Raw genomic sequence first — 13,477 nt, 5'->3', positions numbered from 1 at the left:
CTGTGACCCAGGTCACGGGAACCGGCCTTTGCCGTACGACAGGTGAAGAGTGTGGACACGAATCTGCGAAGACGCATCCGCGCCGGGGACCACGACGCGTTCGGCGACCTCTTCGACGCCTGCGCGCGGTCCGTCTACAACCACGCCTTCCGCCTGACCGGTGACTGGGCCGGCGCCGAGGACATCGTCTCGCTCACCTTCCTGGAGGCGTGGCGGCTGCGGGAGTCCCTCGACGCGGAGGGGGGTTCCCTGCGGCCGTGGCTGCTGGGCATCGCGACGAACGTGACCCGCAACACCCGCAGGGCCGTACGCCGCCACGCCGCCGCGCTGTCCCGGCTGCCACGCGGCGAACCCGTACGGGACTTCGCCGACGAGATCGCGGGCCGCATCGACGACGCCGCACAACTCGCCCTCGTCCAGGAGGCGTTACGGCGGCTGCGGCGGCCCGAGCGGGAGGTGCTGGCGCTGTGCGTCTGGTCCGGCCTCGACTACGCGACGGCGGCCGAGGCGCTCGGCGTACCCGTCGGGACGGTCCGCTCCCGTCTCTCGCGGGCCCGGAAGAAACTCGCGAAATATATGGAACTCCCGCACACCGCACGACAGATGAAAGGTGACCGCGCACCCGCGGTCGGCCCCCTGAGGGAGGGAAACCGATGACACAGCTTCCCGAGAAAGACCTTCCGCCGGGCCGTCACCTCCTCCTCAAGGAGCATCTGATGACCGAGATCCGCCAGGAGCCGGCGCCGTCCCCGTCCCGGAAGTGGCTGCGGCCCGTGCTGGTGGCCGGAGCCGTCGCCACGGTCGCCGCCGTCACCGTCACGCTGCTGCCGGCGCAGGACGAGCCGTTCGTCCCGCCCGTCGCGAACGCGTCGCCCGCTGTCGTCCAGCTCCTGGAGGACGCCGCGCTCGCCGCCGAGCACAGCGAACTCCGGGTCGATGGCGACCAGTTCACGTACGTCAGAAGCAAGAGCGCGTACGAGATCACCTCGCGCGGCTGCACGCGGGTGACCGCGGGCCCCCTCCAGACCAGGGAGTTGTGGAAGTCCGTCGACGGAGGGACCGAAGGGCTCCTGATCGACACGGAGTTGGGCCGCCTGCCCATCGAGGCCGACCCCGACCCGGAGCCGACCGACCAGAACTACGGCAACCTGAAGAAGCTGCCCACCGACCCCGACAAGATGCTGGCCTGGCTCTACAAGCACAAGGAGGGCGAGGGCCGTTCGGATGACGACCTCGCCTTCGACCTGGCCACCCAGCTCCTCATCGAGTCCGTGATGCCCCCGAAGACCTCCGCCGCGCTCTACCGCGCCATCGCGAAGATCCCTGGCGTCGTCCTGGTGAAGGACGCGGTCGACGCCGTCGGACGCCACGGCACCGCTGTCGGTTTCCCCGACGGGGGCGACACCGGCCGACAGGAACTGATCTTCGACCCGAAGACCTGGAAGCTGCTCGGCCGACGCATCGTCCTCCTCAAGGACATCAAGACCGACTCCGACATCGGCTGCCACGGCGTCCTCAAGGCCGGGTCCGTGGAAGGCACCAGCGCGATCCTGCAACGCGCGATCGTCGACAAGGCCGGCCAACGCCCGTAGCACCCCCCTACGACGGCGGCAGGCATTCCCTGGCCGGAGGCTTCCCCTCCGGCCAGGCGATCCGCACGAACCGGTTGCCGCCCGTCGCGGTGAGCTCCACGATCGGTACGGCCTTGTCGTACGGGTTCCCGTGCGCGTCCAGGCAGATCCACCCGCTGGCGCCGCTCACCCGCAACGAGCCCTTCACCTGCGGCCATTGGAGCCCTACATCGGCGAGGGGCGGGACCGTCCCGCCCTCCGGCGTGGCCTCGCGGATGCCCTTCACCGCGAGGGTCATCGCGTCGTACCCGATGATCAACTGCCCGTCGTCGAGGGCGACTTCGCCGATCGGGCCGACGGGGGCGCGGGACGCGCGGGCGATGAGGCCGGTGAGGGTCTGCATGTCGGCGGCCGAACCACCCGGCATCCCCGGGGGAGCCGAGGTCCAGGCGTCGGGGTGGGCGAGCGCCGAGTAGCGGACGGAGAGGTTGCGGGTGAGGGCCGTGCGGTCGAGGCCCTTGTCGCCCTCCAGGTAGGAGCCCTCGTCGCCGGTGAGGACCGTGAACCTGCGGTCCTGGCACCCCCGTCCCCCCAACGCGTTGATGAACTGCCGGAGTTGGATGTGCCGCCCGGCGAACAGGATCGTGTCCGTGCCGGGCGTCGTGTCGCAGACGAGGTGGGTGATCTGCCGGAAGGTGTTCGCGGTGGTGCCCTCCTGGCTGCGGTCGGCGGGCGGCGTGAACGGCTGGGGCTCGTAGGGGGAGCCCTTGATGAGCGCGGCGAACGAGTTCTGGAGGGTGCGGGTGTAGGGGTCGCCGGGCTTGTCGTAGACGAGGATCGCCTTGCCCGCGCCGACCTTCGCGAACGAGGCGAGCGCGCGGGCCTCGTCCGTGTTGGTCGGCGACACCCGCGCGAGCCCGGGGAACGGGTCGCGCCCGTCCTGCCCGTTGGCGAGGTCGTCGGCGGTGATGGACGCGCCGACGACGGGGATGCCGCGCCGGGTCAGCTCGGCGACGGCGGCCTTGTTGGCCTCGGTGCTCGTGCCGACGCCGGCGACGGCCCGCAGCCGGTCCGCGGACCTGGTCATCGCGTCGAGCCGGTCCACCATGGACTCCCAGTGCGCGCTGGTGGCCCCGGGGTTGGCGAGGACCAGCCGGATCGCCGGAGTCTGCCCGTTGGCCGCGTGGTTGGCCTGCCACTGCGCCAAGTAGGCGCCCTGCAACTCGTGTTGGACGTCCCGCAGGGTGGAGGGCGCGGTCGCGGTGTACGGCAGCATCAGCGCGACGGTGACGTACGAGCCCTCCTTGAGGCTCGCGTTCTCGGCCGCGATAGCCCGTACGGCGTCCCGGAGTTCGGGTTTCCCGAAGTCATAGGAGGACGCCGTCACCCCGACGCACTCCGCGCTGCCCTCGGGCCGGGAGATACCCGGCGCGCAGGAGCGGTCCTCGGCGAGCAGCATCCGGGTGCCGATGACGATCCCGGTCACGAGCGCGGCCGAGACGACGATCGCGACGTACCGGTAGAGCCGGATCTCCCAGACCTCGCGCAGCCACCGCAGCATCAGACGTCCCCCTCGCCTTCGGCCTCGTCGTCGTCCTCGTCCGGGAGGCTCAACGGCCGCCCGGCCAGCGCGTCCCGGTGCCAGGCCCGGGAGGTCGCGAAGAGCAGCGCGCCCCCGGCGGGGCGCAGGTCGGAGAGCTGTTCCAGCTCGAACCTGAGCCGGTCGCAGACGCGCGGGTCGGGCAGCGCGAGCGGGTCGCTCACCTGCCACACGGCGTGCAGCAGCCGCCGCACCCGCAGGTGCAACGCGGCGTTCTCCGACGGGAGTTGACCGGCCGTGTCCCGGTGGCCCAGCGCGATCGCCGCGCGCCGGTCCTCGGGGCCGAAGCAGGGCGCCGAGGCCACGAACCGCAGGGTGTCCAGCCAGGTTCGGACCGGCAACACGGGGAAACTGTCCCGGAGTTCGGCGACCGCGTCGGCCGTGTCGCCGAGGGCGAGCTCGTGGTGGAGCCGGTAGACGGCGGGGCCGGTGGCGTAGTGCCGGATCAACACCTCGTGCACGTCACGCCACTTGGTGAGCTGATGCAGCCGGAGCAGCAGCAGGGTGCGCACGAAGCGGTCGCCGACGAAGTGGCCCGGCTCCTGCGCGACGCCCTCCGCGAGAAGCCGTGCGCGCAGGGTCCGGACGCCGGACGAGCCGAAGTCGTCCGGGAGTTGGGCGGCGCCCAGCGCCACCGCCGAGTCGTGGTCGTGGGCGGCGGCGAGGACCGTCAGCTCGTCGAGGCGGTCGGCGGGGACGAGGCGGCGCAGGAGTTCGCCGTACGCGGGGAGGGGGTCCTCGTCGTCCAGGTGGACGGGCTCGGTGAGGAGGTGGGTCAACGAGTCGGCGTGGTCCGGGTGTTGCCGGGCAGCGGTGGCCGTGAGGACGATGCCGAGGGGGTTGCCGCCGGTCAGGCGGTGGACGGCGTGGGGGAGTTGGGGCGGGTAGGCGAAGTCGTCGCAGATCGCGCCGGTGATGTGGAGGGTGTCGTCGGGGGAGAGCGGGGGGAGGGGGACGGCGAGCGCCCCCACGGACGCCGACGGCAGCCCCGCCGACCCCGACACCCTTGCCATTTCGGCCAGTTCACGCCGTACCGCCCCCGACGGGACCCCTTTGCCGCGCACGGTCGCGACGAACACCGCCGGATCGGCGATGCCCTCCGCGCGGTCCCGCAGCACCGCGTCCAGCACTCCGGGCCCCGGCACGCCGCCCGCGTTGTCGAGCAGCACCACCGGCCGCCCGATCCGCGTCAGATGCGAGCCGATGCCGCTGTATCCCTCGGTGAGATCCGCCAACAGGGCCCGCACCAGCCACCGTTCGGCGTGTTCCCGCGAGGTGCCGCGCGCCCGGAAGTTCCCGGACAGGAGGAGCAGGCCGCGCCGGGCGTTGCCGCCCGCGTTCGGGTACGCCCGGTACCAGGCCGCCGGGCGCTGGTCCTTGCGGGAGGTCACCCCCTCCGACAGCGCCTCCAGCGTCGCTTCGACGGCGGCGGCGAGGTAGGGGCCCTGTCCGGTGGCGGCGGCGATCACCTTCGCGGCGACGCGCGCGGCCCACCGCCCGGCCAGCGAGAAGCGGGAGCGGTGTTCGTTGAGGAGCAGGATGCGGGTCAGTTCGCGGCGGATGCGCTCGGAGTCGGAGCCGCCGCTCCACTCGCCGGCCCGCACCGCGACCAGCCCCGCGGTGAGCCTCGGGAACGTCAACTGGCCTGCCGCGCGCACCGGTTCGGTGAGCTGCTCGGCGATGACCAGGAGGGCCTGCCAGAGGGGGGACCAGGACTCGGCGCTCTCCTCGTGCGGGGGCGCGGCGAACTGGGCGTCCTCGCAGTCGATGCGGGCGAGCGGGGTGCGCCGCCGCGGTTCGCCTTTGCGGGTGCGTTCGGTGTACGACGCCTCGACCTCGTCCAGGACGGCCGTCTTGCCCCGGCCGCGGCCGCCGGTCAGCACCAGCACGGGCTGGACGCCGGGGTGTTCGGACTTGACGGCGAGGTGTTCGTCCGGCCGCAGTCCGATCAGCCGGGGCAGCAGCCCGGGCGGCTCCACATCGAACAGGGCGCCCCGTCCATGCAGTTGTCCGTGCACCACGCCTCCCCCCAGAGCGGTGGTCCTGGACGCAAGGGTAAGGACGGGAGAGAGGTACGGAACAGACGCCGGCGTACAACAACCGTGAAACGGCTCGTCCCACAAGCCCCTTGCACACCAAAAGGCCCCGGGCCCGCCCAATCGGACGGACCCGGGGCTCAGTTGAGCCTAGAGGCTAGACGCTCACGCGAGGTCGAAGCGGTCCAGCTCGGCGACCTTCACCCACGCGGCGACGAAGTCCTTGACGAACTTCTCCTTCGCGTCGTCGCCCGCGTACACCTCGGCCAGCGCGCGCAGCTCCGAGTTGGAGCCGAAGACCAGGTCGGCGCGGGTGCCGGTCCACTTGACCTCGCCGTCGACGCGGCCCTCGAACGCGGTCTGGGAGGCGTCGGTGCCCTTCCACTCCGTGCCCAGGTCGAGCAGGTTGACGTAGAAGTCGTTCGACAGGACGCCCGGCCGGTCCGTGAGGACGCCGGCCTTGGTCTCGCCGTGCGAGACGCCCAGCGCGCGCAACCCGCCGACCAGGACGGTCAGTTCGGGGGCGCTCAGGGTGAGCAGGTTCGCGCGGTCCAGGAGCAGGTACTCGGCGGGGAGGCGGTTGCCCTTGCCGTAGTAGTTGCGGAAACCGTCGACGCCCGGCTCAAGGGCCGCGAACGACTCGGCGTCCGTGTGCTCGTCACCCGCGTCGACCCGGCCCGGGGTGAACGGCACCTCGACGTCGTACCCGCCGTCCTTGGCGGCCTTCTCGACCGCGGCCACGCCACCGAGGACGATGAGGTCGGCGATCGAGACCTTCTTCGCGCCCTGGGCGTCGAAGTCGGCCTTCACGCCCTCCAGGACGCGCAGGACCTGGGCGAGCTGCTCGGGCTCGTTCGCCTCCCAGCTGCGCTGCGGCTCCAGGCGGATACGGGCGCCGTTGGTACCGCCGCGCTTGTCGCTGCCGCGGAACGTGGACGCCGACGCCCAGGCCACGGAGGCGAGTTGAGTGACCGTCAGGTCCGAGGCGAGGATCTTCGCCTTGAGCGCGGTGACGTCGGCCGCGTCGATGGCCTCGCCCTCGGCCTCGGGCAGCGGGTCCTGCCAGATCAGCGTCTCGGCGGGGACCTCGGAGCCCAGGTGCAGGGACTTCGGGCCCATGTCACGGTGCGTCAGCTTGTACCAGGCGCGGGCGAACGCGTCCGCGAACTGGTCCGGGTTCTCCAGGAAGCGGCGCGAGATCTGCTCGTAGACCGGGTCGAAGCGCAGCGCCAGGTCGGTGGTGAGCATGTTCGGCGCGATCTTCTTGCTCGGGTCGTGCGCCGAGGGGACCGTGCCCTCGCCCGCGCCGCCCTTCGGCTTCCACTGCTTGGCGCCGGCCGGGGACTCGGTCAGCTCCCACTCGAAGCTGAAGAGGTTCCAGAAGAAGTTGTTCGACCATTTGGTCGGCGTGGAGGTCCAGGTGACCTCCAGGCCGGACGTGATGGTGTCCGCGCCCTTGCCGGTGCCGAAGCTGTTGCGCCAGCCGAGGCCCTGCTCCTCCATCGACGCGCCCTCGGGGTCGGCGCCGACGTGGCTGTCGGGGGCCGCGCCGTGGGTCTTGCCGAAGGTGTGGCCACCGGCGATGAGGGCGACGGTCTCCTCGTCGTTCATCGCCATGCGGCGGAACGTCTCCCGGATGTCGCGGGCCGCCGCGATCGGGTCCGGATTGCCGTTGGGGCCCTCGGGGTTGACGTAGATGAGACCCATCTGTACGGCGCCCAGGGGCTCTTCGAGCTGGCGGTCGCCGGTGTAGCGCTGGTCGTCGAGCCAGGTGGTCTCGGGACCCCAGTAGACGTCCTCCTCGGACTCCCAGACGTCCACGCGGCCACCGGAGAAGCCGAACGTCGTGAAGCCCATGGACTCCAGGGCGACGTTGCCGGCGAGGATCATCAGGTCGGCCCACGACAGGCTCTGGCCGTACTTCTTCTTCACCGGCCACAGCAGACGGCGGGCCTTGTCCAGGTTGCCGTTGTCCGGCCAGGAGTTGAGGGGCGCGAAGCGCTGCTGGCCGGCGCCCGCGCCGCCGCGGCCGTCGCTGATGCGGTAGGTGCCCGCCGAGTGCCAGGCCATCCGGATCATGAACGGGCCGTAGTGGCCGAAGTCCGCCGGCCACCAGTCCTGCGAGTCGGTGAGGATCGCCTCGATGTCCCGCTTCACGGCGGGCAGGTCCAGCGCCTCGAACGCCGCGGCGTAGTCGAACTCCTCACCGAGCGGGTTCGCGACGGCCGGGTTCTTGGCGAGGATCTTCAGGTTGAGCCGGTCCGGCCACCACTGACGGTTCCCGCCGCCCTGCGTGGGGTGCGCGGCACGGCCGCCGTGCGCCACGGGGCACTTTGCTTCTTCGGCGTTCTCGGACATGGGGGAATCCTTTCGAGTCTGAGCGACGGTCCGCGCTCAGGCAGCGCTGGAGGAGGTGGAACAGGCGGGGCACAGGCCCCAGTAGACGACCTCGGCCTCGTCGATCGTGAAGCCGTGGTCGTCGGAAGCGGTCAGACAGGGGGTATGTCCCACCGCGCAGTCCACGTCGACGACGGTCCCGCACGTCCTGCATATGAGGTGGTGGTGGTTGTCGCCGACGCGGCCCTCGAACCGGGCGGGGCTGCCCGCCGGCTCGATCCGCCGGATGAGTCCGGCCGCGGTGAGCGCGTGCAGCGCCTCGTACACGGCCTGGACGGAGACATGACCCACGCGTTCGCGCACCCCGGTGGCGATGGCCTCGACGCCCAGGTGGTCGCCAGCGCGGACGGTGTCCAGCAGCGCGACCCGGGCGGCCGTCACCCGCAGGCCGACGCCGCGCAGCTCCTCGGCGGGGGTGGGGGGTGCGGATCCGGTCATGGGCCCCAACCTACCCCCCTAAAGGCGAACGATTCAAGAAAAGGAGCGATACAAGTTTGGTAAGAGGGTGGGAGGCGTGTTGCGGTAGGGGTTACCTGGGGTTTACCCCTTTCGGGTGTTGCTCCCGGATCCCGGCCACCGGAGAGTGGACCCATGGACCAGGTACGCGCATGGCTCGCCACCGCGCTGGAGGAGGCCCGGGCGGGCCTGCGGGAGGGCGGCATCCCGATCGGCGCCGCCCTCTACGGCCCGGACGGCACCCTCCTCGGACGGGGCCGCAACCGGCGCGTCCAGGACGACGACCCCTCCCTGCACGCGGAGACCGCCGCCTTCCGCGCCGCCGGACGGCAGCGGTCGTACACGGGGACGACCATGGTCACCACCCTCTCGCCCTGCTGGTACTGCTCCGGACTGGTGAGACAGTTCGGGATCTCGCGGGTCGTCATCGGGGAGGCGGCGACCTTCTCCGGCGGCCACCCGTGGCTCGCCGAGCACGGGGTGGAGATCGTGCTGCTCGACGACCCGGAGTGCGTCACCCTCATGACCGACTTCATCGCCGGGAACCCGGCCCTGTGGAACGAGGACATCGGTGCGTAGTACCCCTCTGGTCCCCACCATCGACCTCCACCCCTGGAGGGAGGGCGACGACGAGACCCGCGCGGACATCGCCCGTACGGTCGACCGGGCGCTCCAGACCGCCGGCTTCCTCCTCGTCACCGGACACGGGGTGGACGCCGGGCTGCGGGCCCGGGTGCGGGCGGCGGCCCGGGAGTTCTTCCTGCTGCCGACGGCCGTGAAGGAGCCGTACGCCGCCCGGGTCGGCGGGCGCGGCTGGCTCGCGCAGGGCGCCGAGGCCAACGGGTACGCCGAGGGCACCGAGACCCCGCCCGACCTCAAGGAGTCGCTGACCTTCGCCAACGACGTGCCCTACGCCGACGCGGCCGTCGACGCCGAGTGGTGCGCGCCCAACGTCTGGCCCCAAGAGGTCCCGGAACTGAGGGAGTTGTGCGAGGAGTACCTCGGCCGGATGGCGGCCCTCGAAGAGGAACTGCTGTCCTTGCTGGGCGAGGCGCTCGGCCTCGAACCCGACTTCTTCAGCCGCCACATGGCCCACCCCACCTACGGCTTCAACATCAACTGGTACCCCGGCACCGACGTCGTCGGCCCCCCGAGCCCCGGCCAGTTCCGCATCGGCCCGCACACCGACTTCGGCACCGTCACCGTCCTCGACCGCCAGGCCGGCAAGGGCGGCCTCCAGATCTGGACCGACACCGACGGCTGGACCGACGCCCCGTACGACCCCGCCGCGCTCACCGTCAACATCGGCGACCTCCTCGCCCGCTGGACCGGCGACCGCTGGCGCTCCGGCCGCCACCGCGTCCTCCCGCCCCCCTCCGACCTCCCCGCCGAGGAGCTGATGTCCCTCGTCTACTTCGGCGAGTGCACCCCGGGCACCCGCGTCGAGTCGGTGCCGGCACCGGTGGGGCGAGTGGCGTACGAACCCGTCGACTCCCACGTGTACTTGAGGGCGAAGCTGGACTCCATCACGGTGAAGTGACGCGGGGCGCGCGGGAGTCGGCGGCTGTCTCGCGGACGCGCCCCGCTCAGTCGCCGGGGCCCTCCGCGCGCATTTCCCGCCGGGTCTCGTCCAGGTCGTCCAGGAGGGACTGGAGAGGGCGGCGGGTGAGGACCGCGTTGTGCTCGATGTGGACCGTCGCCAGGGTGGCGAGGTTGATCGACAGCAGGCGCAGACCGTCGGAGCCGTACTCCTTGAGGACCAGGTCGGCGACGCGCGAGGCGCGGGCCGCCACCCGCTCCTCGGGGAACAACCCGACCGTGTGGCGCAGGAGTTCGAGGGTGGTGCGGGAGATGTCGGGCAGGATCCGCATCAGCTGCACGGAGTCCGCCTCCTCCTCGTCGCTCCACTCCTCGTCGTCCCATGCGCTGCTCAGATCCAGCCCCATGGCCGCCGCCCTCCCGCTCGCCCTGCCCGTCGCCTCGGACCGTACGCCCACGATCCGTACGTGCCACGGGAGTTACGGGAATTGCCCTCGAACGAAGGAACTTTTTCCGCTCTGGACAATGAGCGGTGAATTTTGACACCGTGAGACGCGTCGGCCGCGACTCGAATACGTGGCCTATTTCGCCGCGCCCCGCGTGCCCGGCGACAATTCCCGTACGCCGAACGGAGATTTCGCGTGCCCTTCACCGCTTACCTCGCCCAGAGCCCCTACAGCACCCCGGGAGCCCAGGTCCCGCAGTACGCCGGCCTCCCCGCCGACCCCGCCCGACTGGCCCGCGTCGTACGGGACCTGCTCATCCACCGCGGCGAGGGCGAGCTGTTCTCCCACACCATTCCCGGGGACCGCCTCCACGACGACGCCGAAACCCGTTACGTGGACGGCATCCTGGAAATTCTCGCCGCCCGCTCCGACGCGCCGCTCGGAAAACCCCGCCCGCCCGCCGAGCGATTCGTCGGCGTCTGCCGGGACTTCGCGCTCCTGTACTGCTCGCTCCTGCGCCACACCGGCACCCCCGCCCGTATCCGCGTGGGCTTCGCGGACTATTTCGGCACCGACAAATTCCACGGCGACCACGTCGTCACGGAGTACTGGGACACGGACCGGGGCCGCTGGCTCCTCGCGGACGCCCAGCTCGCCGACCCCGCCGTCACCCGTCACTGGAACGCCGGCTTCGACCCCTTCGACGTCCCCCGCACCCGCTTCCTCACGGCCGGCACGGCCTGGCGGATGATCCGCGAACAGGGCGCGGACCACCGGGAGTTCGGCCTGCATCCCCCGCAGGAGGGACCCCTGTGGGGCGAACGCTTCGTCGCGGGCAGCGTCCGCCTCGACCTCGCCGCCCTCAACCGTGTCGAAACCCTCCTGTGGGACGTCTGGGGCCTGGACCACACCGACTACGACCAGGAGCAGACCCTCGACGACAAGGCCCGCGCGGTGTACGACCGGGCGGCGGCCGTCATCGCGGGCGACGACGTGCCGTACGACGAGGCCCGTGCCCTCTTCGCGGGGGACGACGTCCTGCGCACTCCGGAGACGGTCCTGAGCCTGGCCCCCTACAACGGGCCTACCCGGGTAACTCTCCGGAGCTAGCTCGGCGCGCTGATCTCGTCCGGGCCCATGTCGGGGGTGTCCGGGCTGACGGAGAACGCCGTGTCCCCGGTCACCGCCACGATCGCGTCACCGACCAGGACCAGGCTCGGCACGACGTTCTCCGGCGCACCGGCCGGGTTCTCCAGCTTGTCCGTCGTCCACTGCACGTCCCCCCTGGAGACGTCGAGCGCGACGAGCCGCCCGTACCGGTTGGCGAGGAAGAGGAAGTCGAACGTCTCGGACCACACCGGCTTCGACAGGTTCTCGACCTGGGTGTCCGCCTGCCACGTCAGCGTCCCCGTGCTCGCGGCGACCGCGCTCACCGTCCCGTCCGGCCGGACGAAGTACACGGTCGAGCCGATGAGCGTCGCCGTACCCCGGACGGTCTGGTCGAGGGGGGTCCGCTCGACGACGCCGGTCTCCGGGTCCACCTGGAGGAACGTCGTGTACGCCTCGTCGAGACCGCCCAGCGACTGCGGCTCCTCGTCCTTCGGCTGCACGAACAGCAGCTCACCCGCGAGGCCCCCCACCGGTACCACCGCCGTGGGCAGCGTGGCGAGTTCGCGCGAGCCCTTCGGCCCGAGCCCCAGCAGACTCCAGTCACCGCGCAGCGGGTCGTCCTGGTCGCTGCACAGACCGTAGGGGGACCCGTGTACGACCAGCGGGGTACACCGCGTGCCCGCCGACGACTTCGTGGAGGCCCGCCACAGGTCCTTGCCGGACGTCGCGTCGATGCCGATCAGCTGGGAGTGGTCCGTCGACAGGGCCAGGACGCCGCCGTCGAACAGGGCGGCGGGCTGCGTCGCGTCGACGGACCGGGCCCAGCGCCGCTCGCCCGTCCGCACGTCGAGCGCCACCAACTGCCACTCGATGGAGTCCCCGTCCGACTCGACGGGCGGGTTCTCGTAGACGTACACCGTTCCGTCCCGCACCCCGAGCGGTCGCGCGGCCTGCGGGCTCACCCCGAACCGCCAGGTCACGCGTCCCGTCCCGGCGTCCATCCGGGCCACCGTGAAACCGCTGCCCGTGCAGTACACGGCGGTCGTGTCGGGGACGCAGCCCGGCCGGTCGTAGCTGGTCAGACGGTCCTGGTCGGCGGCGGCCACGGCCTGCGTGAGGTTCGTGCGCCACGGCGCCCAGCCCGCGGGCAGGGACAGCACGGGGGAGTCGACGACGTCGGTGGAGTCCGAGGAGGCACCCGAACCCATGGGGAGACCCCAGGTGAGGAGCGCGATGCCGGCGACGCCGACGGTCACGGTCGCGGTGAGGATCCGCCACACGCGGCGAACGCCCGTACCGAGCAGGGCCGTTGCCCGGCGCCGGGGAGCGGCCGGCGCCGGTCCGCGGCGCCGCTTCGGGAGCCACCCGCGCCGGGCCACCGCGACGGACTGCGTCACCGCGTCGTACGCGATGCCCCCGGGCTCGGTCCGGTCGCCCGGCGGCGGGGCGGGCAGGGTGTCCGGCAGGGTCTCGAACAGCCTTTGCAGCTCCGCGAGTTGAGGTCTGCCCTCCGGCTCCTTGATGAGGCACCGCTCGACGATGCTCCGCAGCGGCTCCGTCACGCCGTCCAACGACGGTTCCTCGTGCATGACCTGATACACCGTCAAGTACGGGCTCTCGCCGTCGAAAGGGCGGGTCCCCGTCGCCGCGTACACCAGCAGCGAGCCCAGCGAGAACACGTCCGAGGCGGCCGTCACCTCCCGGGGCGAGGTGAACTGCTCCGGGGACATGAAGGGCGGGGTGCCCATCAGGCGGCCGGTGATCGTGAGCGTCTGGTTGTCGGCGGCGCGCGAGATGCCGAAGTCGATGACGCGCGGGCCGTCCTCGGCCATCAGGACGTTGCTCGGCTTCAGGTCGCGGTGCACGACACCCGCCCGGTGGATGTCCTTGAGTGCCTCCGTCAGGCCGAGCGCCAGGACCCGCAACTCCCGCCCGCCTAGCGGCCCTTGACCGGCGACCACCTCGGACAGCGTGCGCCCCGGGACGTACAGCGTCGCCATCCACGGCACCTCGGCGTCCGGGTCCGCGTCCACCACCGGCGCCGTGAACGCGCCGCTCACCCGGCGCGCGGCCTGGACCTCCTGCCGGAACCGGGCCCGGAACTCCTCGTCCTGCGCGTACTGCGCGTGCACGACCTTCACCGCGACCTGCCGGCCCGACGGCGAGTGCGCCAGGTGGACGACGCCCATGCCACCGCTGCCGAGCCGGTCGACGAGCGTGTACCCGCCGACAGAGCCGACGGACCCCGATTCCCCGCTGCTCGGCGGCATGTACGGTCGCCCTTCCCGAAGATGCCTGTGCGGTTTGGGTGTTGCAAGGGGG

Annotated in this window: 11 protein-coding genes; 5 read left to right on the top strand and 6 right to left on the bottom strand. The window is 71.7% G+C overall.

From position 1 onward, the window contains the following. The first annotated feature begins 51 nt into the window (after nucleotides 1–51). Entirely contained in the window at nucleotides 52–657 is a 606-nt protein-coding gene (locus ACLZOT_RS36725) for an RNA polymerase sigma factor (RefSeq protein ID WP_416973489.1), read from the top strand. Continuing rightward, nucleotides 654–1,592, top strand: coding sequence for a CU044_5270 family protein (locus tag ACLZOT_RS36720; RefSeq protein WP_416973488.1), 939 nt, complete (start codon nucleotides 654–656; stop codon nucleotides 1,590–1,592). Before ACLZOT_RS36725 ends, ACLZOT_RS36720 begins: the two co-directional genes overlap by 4 nt. Nucleotides 1,593–1,599: 7 nt before the next feature. Here the strand turns inward: ACLZOT_RS36720 and ACLZOT_RS36715 are convergent, their stop codons facing one another. The 4 genes from ACLZOT_RS36715 to ACLZOT_RS36700 form a co-directional block, all read right to left on the bottom strand. Continuing rightward, a complete protein-coding gene (locus ACLZOT_RS36715; RefSeq protein ID WP_416973487.1) occupies nucleotides 1,600–3,132 on the bottom strand; it encodes an ABC transporter substrate-binding protein in 1,533 nt (510 codons plus the stop codon). After that, nucleotides 3,132–5,192, bottom strand: a complete 2,061-nt coding sequence (locus ACLZOT_RS36710) for a hypothetical protein (protein WP_416973486.1) — start codon at nucleotides 5,190–5,192, stop codon at nucleotides 3,132–3,134. Before ACLZOT_RS36710 ends, ACLZOT_RS36715 begins: the two co-directional genes overlap by 1 nt. Nucleotides 5,193–5,372: 180 nt before the next feature. After that, a complete protein-coding gene (gene katG / locus ACLZOT_RS36705) occupies nucleotides 5,373–7,565 on the bottom strand; it encodes a catalase/peroxidase HPI (RefSeq protein WP_416973485.1) in 2,193 nt (730 codons plus the stop codon). Nucleotides 7,566–7,601: 36 nt separating this feature from the next. Next, nucleotides 7,602–8,042: a Fur family transcriptional regulator gene (locus tag ACLZOT_RS36700; RefSeq protein WP_416973484.1), complete on the bottom strand. Its 441-nt coding sequence runs from the start codon at nucleotides 8,040–8,042 to the stop codon at nucleotides 7,602–7,604. A gap of 153 nt (nucleotides 8,043–8,195) precedes the next feature. Here ACLZOT_RS36700 and ACLZOT_RS36695 point away from each other — a divergent pair, with 153 nt between their 5' ends. Continuing rightward, nucleotides 8,196–8,639, top strand: a complete 444-nt coding sequence (locus tag ACLZOT_RS36695; protein ID WP_416973483.1) for a nucleoside deaminase — start codon at nucleotides 8,196–8,198, stop codon at nucleotides 8,637–8,639. After that, a complete protein-coding gene (locus tag ACLZOT_RS36690; protein WP_416973482.1) occupies nucleotides 8,632–9,600 on the top strand; it encodes an isopenicillin N synthase family dioxygenase in 969 nt (322 codons plus the stop codon). Before ACLZOT_RS36695 ends, ACLZOT_RS36690 begins: the two co-directional genes overlap by 8 nt. Nucleotides 9,601–9,646: 46 nt before the next feature. Here ACLZOT_RS36690 and ACLZOT_RS36685 read toward each other — a convergent pair whose 3' ends face one another. After that, nucleotides 9,647–10,006, bottom strand: a complete 360-nt coding sequence (locus tag ACLZOT_RS36685) for a hypothetical protein (protein WP_416973481.1) — start codon at nucleotides 10,004–10,006, stop codon at nucleotides 9,647–9,649. Nucleotides 10,007–10,240: 234 nt separating this feature from the next. Here ACLZOT_RS36685 and ACLZOT_RS36680 point away from each other — a divergent pair, with 234 nt between their 5' ends. Continuing rightward, nucleotides 10,241–11,155 (top strand): transglutaminase-like domain-containing protein, encoded by a 915-nt coding sequence (locus ACLZOT_RS36680; RefSeq protein ID WP_416973480.1) that lies wholly within the window; start codon nucleotides 10,241–10,243, stop codon nucleotides 11,153–11,155. Here ACLZOT_RS36680 and ACLZOT_RS36675 read toward each other — a convergent pair. Beyond that, the gene (locus ACLZOT_RS36675) at nucleotides 11,152–13,425 is read right to left on the bottom strand and encodes a protein kinase domain-containing protein (RefSeq protein WP_416973479.1); all 2,274 of its coding nucleotides are present in this window, start codon (nucleotides 13,423–13,425) and stop codon (nucleotides 11,152–11,154) included. The two genes, ACLZOT_RS36680 and ACLZOT_RS36675, sit on opposite strands and share 4 nt — an antisense overlap. Nucleotides 13,426–13,477 lie beyond the last annotated feature (52 nt).

The organism is Streptomyces sp. 4F14 (assembly GCF_048159485.1).
Taxonomy (GTDB): Bacteria; Actinomycetota; Actinomycetes; order Streptomycetales; family Streptomycetaceae; genus Streptomyces.
This window is presented reverse-complemented; position numbering and strand designations above follow the sequence as displayed.

What these genes read in the sequence shown, in the direction of transcription:
- ACLZOT_RS36720 (WP_416973488.1), top strand. Translation starts at nt 654, where the DNA reads ATGACACAGCTTCCCGAGAAAGACCTTCCGCCGGGCCGTCACCTCCTC.
- ACLZOT_RS36715 (WP_416973487.1), bottom strand. Translation starts at nt 3,132, where the DNA reads ATGCTGCGGTGGCTGCGCGAGGTCTGGGAGATCCGGCTCTACCGGTAC.
- katG (WP_416973485.1), bottom strand. Translation starts at nt 7,565, where the DNA reads ATGTCCGAGAACGCCGAAGAAGCAAAGTGCCCCGTGGCGCACGGCGGC.
- ACLZOT_RS36700 (WP_416973484.1), bottom strand. Translation starts at nt 8,042, where the DNA reads ATGACCGGATCCGCACCCCCCACCCCCGCCGAGGAGCTGCGCGGCGTC.
- ACLZOT_RS36695 (WP_416973483.1), top strand. Translation starts at nt 8,196, where the DNA reads ATGGACCAGGTACGCGCATGGCTCGCCACCGCGCTGGAGGAGGCCCGG.
- ACLZOT_RS36685 (WP_416973481.1), bottom strand. Translation starts at nt 10,006, where the DNA reads ATGGGGCTGGATCTGAGCAGCGCATGGGACGACGAGGAGTGGAGCGAC.
- ACLZOT_RS36675 (WP_416973479.1), bottom strand. Translation starts at nt 13,425, where the DNA reads ATGCCGCCGAGCAGCGGGGAATCGGGGTCCGTCGGCTCTGTCGGCGGG.